We start from the raw sequence: 3619 nt of genomic DNA on the forward strand, positions 1-3619 counted from the left end.
CGCGAACCCTTGGCTGAACTCTACGATGTTGGGCGTTACTCCATTGAGCGCGTATGGCACCGGCGCACTTTGTTGGAGTAGCGGTTGTATTACCTGCAACAGCTTGTTGAGATCGCCCCTCCGAGTGATGATCTCGTTTGCCAGAAGTTCACCGACTCTATTCAAATTGTTGAGCACCCTGGCATCTTCGGGCAACGCGACATCAACACTGGCGAAGATCTCCCGTACCCGGTCGGGGTCGACCTGCTCCAACATCAAGGTGAGTCGCTTTGAGAAATCCTGGAGCGAAGTTGGCTGACTTACCCGTGAAGAATCCACTACCGAACGATTCTCGAGGAAGGGGCCTCCCGAAGAACTGCTCTGGATAGCCATGTACCCCTCGCCGAGCGCTGACATGTTGTCAACGCGAAATGTGCTTTCGATCGGAATTTTGTAGTTCCGGTCATAGTTCCACTTCAGTTCAACACCGCTTGCAGACGCGTTCAATGCGGTCACATGTCCGATTTGCACTCCGCGTAGCAGCACTCTGGAACCAACGACCAAACCATTCGTGTCGGTCACCGTCATGCTGGCCTCGTTAACCTTCTGCAAAGGCGAGACGTTCAGCCCGAGATTCCCCAGGTAGGCAAACGATGCCACGGCCATCGCAAGCATCCCCACGACGGAGATGCGCGTCTTTGTGAAGATCATTTCACTGCTCCGAGCATACGCAGAATGTTCTCGACATCAACCAGAACTTGATCTCCGTTCGCTGTCTGGATCGACTTGATATCAACCTGAGGATCCTTTGCGAATGGAAGAAGTGTTGTGCGAATAAAATTGTCCAATTTCTCGCCCGAAGTCGGCCCCTCGTCCCACGTATAGCGAACAGACTGCCCTGCATCGGCAACAGAATTCAGCATCGGAACCAACCACATTCCGCCCTCGAAGACACTGCCAACGTTGGGCAGTACGACGCTCAGATGACCGATGAAATTCTGGTTCAAGCTCCGCCAGTAGTACGTGCCTGTGTGATTCTCGTCGCCTTCGAACATGATGGAGAGCGCATCGGACTGGCCATCCACCGCGACGGCTGTCGAATTCATGCCGTCCACCATCCGATCGATCTCGCCGAGGTGGTCCGAAAGGTCGCGCAAATCGACTGCGACTGTCGATGCGATCGCCCTCACATCCTGGACCTGCGGCATCACGTTGTTGAGGCGTTTCATTGTGTCTTGAACCTTCTGGATGCTGCCGCCGTTAACGAAGTAGGCGAGCACCGCCATCGTGTCCTCCAATTGCGGCGGCGATGTGGTCTGTGCGGCAGTGATCAGCATGCCCGGTTTCAAATACTCCGCCTGCGCCGAATTCTGATTTGCTTCGAGTGCGATATACGTATCGCCGAGCAGCGTGTCTTGGCGGATGACCCCGTGTATGTCGGTGGGGATGCGGGCGTCACCTGCCACGTTAACGGTCACCGCAACCACCGCCCCCTGCACATCCACGGCCGTGACCTGTCCGACTTTCAGCCCGTTGAGCGTTACATGCGCGCCGTCGGGAAGGTTGAGCGCACTCGCGAACTGAATCGTGATGGCGTAGCCGTCTCGGACACCGCCTTGCACCGATGGCAGGTCCTTCGGCCCCAGTGAACACGATGCGCTCAACGCGACCACGAAACACATCGAAATGGCGCCGAGACCGAGCTTCCATCGTTTGTCGTGGCTCATCGAACGCCCTCAACTAAGAGTCTGTCGAGATTTCCAGTCAGGACAACCGGTTCACCGGATCCAGTGTCGACAGTCATCGGCTGATAGTTCATCGTCGGTCCACCCGGACTGCCGAACTGTTGCTGTAGCACGGTCGTCACCGAAGGCAGCGAATCAAGCAGACTTGCAAGATCTTTGGACCGCGTCGCGGCAAGGTGGATCGCGTCGCTGACCGGCCCATGCATCGTCGGCCACAGCAGATCACCGTAATGATCTTGAATGCTGTACAACACCGCGATTAGGTATCCGGTGCCATCGACCAGCTTCGTGACGCCTGGCCACAGGTCAATTCCCTCGGCAACCACATCCGGCACTTCATTCAGGAGCGAGCTGACAGTCGACCAGTTGTGCAGCGCTTCCTCTGTCAAGGGCGCCATGTTGAGAACACTCGAACCGATATCGGAGACCAGTTGGTCCGGACTCTCTGCGGCAGCCGATGCATGCTCCAACATCGCGCGTGCGTTTGCACCCTGCCCCTGTAACTCCGTATCGAGACTTCCGATCGCGTGAGCCAGGCTCTTGTCCCCCTCTGCCGGAGTCATTGCATCTACGAAGTCTGCTGCCGACCCGACAATTTCGGAGATGCTCTTCGGCGTGAAACTGCGATTCATTGGGATACACTCCCCTGGTTCGAGATGCGGGCCGGAATCGTAGTTGCCGACTAGTTCGAGGCTACGGTCAGCCRGCAAGGATTTCGACCGTGTCACAACCTGCACGTCTGCACGATATTCGCGCCCCGGGTCTAGCGAGAAGCGCACGATCACGCGATCACCCGCAGGTTCGACGTTGTCAACTCTTCCCACGCGATAGCCCATCTGGGTCACCGGATTGCCTGGGTACAACCCGAGGGAGTCTGGCATTTCTGCGCAGAATGCCGACGTGCTGTCGTGCGAGTCACCGCGTACCACGTACAGGCTTCCAGCTACTACAAGCGCAATCGCTACCGCGCCGGTCACGGCTGCGGCGAGCTTCCGATTGATGTGTGACATGTCAGCACGTCCCTCCTGGAACAGGGACACAGACCGTCGAGGCCAATATGGTTCCTCCGCTGATCTGGGCGATTCCCGTCGGCGTCAGCCATGCAGCCAGCCGATCGCGGAGCTGTTGGAGTTGATCGATGGCGGGACCCATGTCCTGCTGGAAGGCACCGATAGAATCGCGCAGTTGCTCGATCTTCGGGCGCATTTCAGGTTCGTGGGCAAGATAGAATTGTTCGAGCGGATTGACACGGTATAACACCTCACCGAGGAGCGTATAGGCCTCGTTGAAGCCGGCGTGCGTATTGTGATAGGTGGACAGCACCACTTCGATTCGGCGGATCAAATCGAATACGAAGTCACGCCGATGATTGAATTGCTGTAGATATTGTGCCGCCATATTCACAATGTCACGAATCTGTTCACGCTGGTGGTCCATCACAGTGCCGATGCTGTCCATTCCCGAGATGATCGTGGCGATCGAACCCGGATTGCGTTGCAGGGCATCTGCTGTCTGATCGATGTTTGCGTCGATCGTGCCGCCATCCACGCTGTCGGTGACGGTCGGCGCCGCCTGAAGCACATCAGCGATAGAGTACGGGACGTTCACGCGGTCGACTGGTATAACAGCCGAACCAAGGTCGTTGTTGCCCAACGGAAGCACCGAGACTGCATACCCGCCGACCGGAGTCAACATTCGCACGTCGATTCGGGAGTCGGAGCCGATGAAGACCTCTCTTTTGATCTCGGCGGTCACCCGGACGAACGAATCCCCGATGGAGAGGGCAGTGACCTTGCCGACGCTGATGCCGGCAACACGGACGTCGTCACCGATTTCAATTGCTGCAGCGTCTGTCGTTTCGAACGAAATTTGTTTGCGGCCTGGCGGTTGTACGT

General features: G+C 57.1%; 4 protein-coding genes. All 4 read right to left on the reverse strand.

The genetic code is table 11. From position 1 onward, the window contains the following. Positions 1 to 690, reverse strand: a 690-nt coding sequence (locus AC1DWT_RS50105) for an MlaD family protein (protein ID WP_477926154.1), incomplete at its 3' end; no start/stop codon positions are given. Then, positions 687 to 1706 (reverse strand): MlaD family protein, encoded by a 1020-nt coding sequence (locus tag AC1DWT_RS50110; protein ID WP_477926155.1) that lies wholly within the window; start codon positions 1704 to 1706, stop codon positions 687 to 689. The genes AC1DWT_RS50110 and AC1DWT_RS50105, both read right to left, overlap by 4 nt. Beyond that, complete coding sequence (locus AC1DWT_RS50115; RefSeq protein ID WP_477926156.1) at positions 1703 to 2734, reverse strand: MlaD family protein; 1032 nt, start codon at positions 2732 to 2734, stop codon at positions 1703 to 1705. The genes AC1DWT_RS50110 and AC1DWT_RS50115 overlap by 4 nt, the downstream gene beginning before the upstream one ends. Position 2735: 1 nt before the next feature. Continuing rightward, positions 2736 to 3619: MlaD family protein (locus tag AC1DWT_RS50120; RefSeq protein WP_477926157.1), on the reverse strand; the 884-nt coding region annotated here is incomplete at its 5' end.

The organism is Rhodococcus sp. P4_B6, assembly GCF_056402215.1.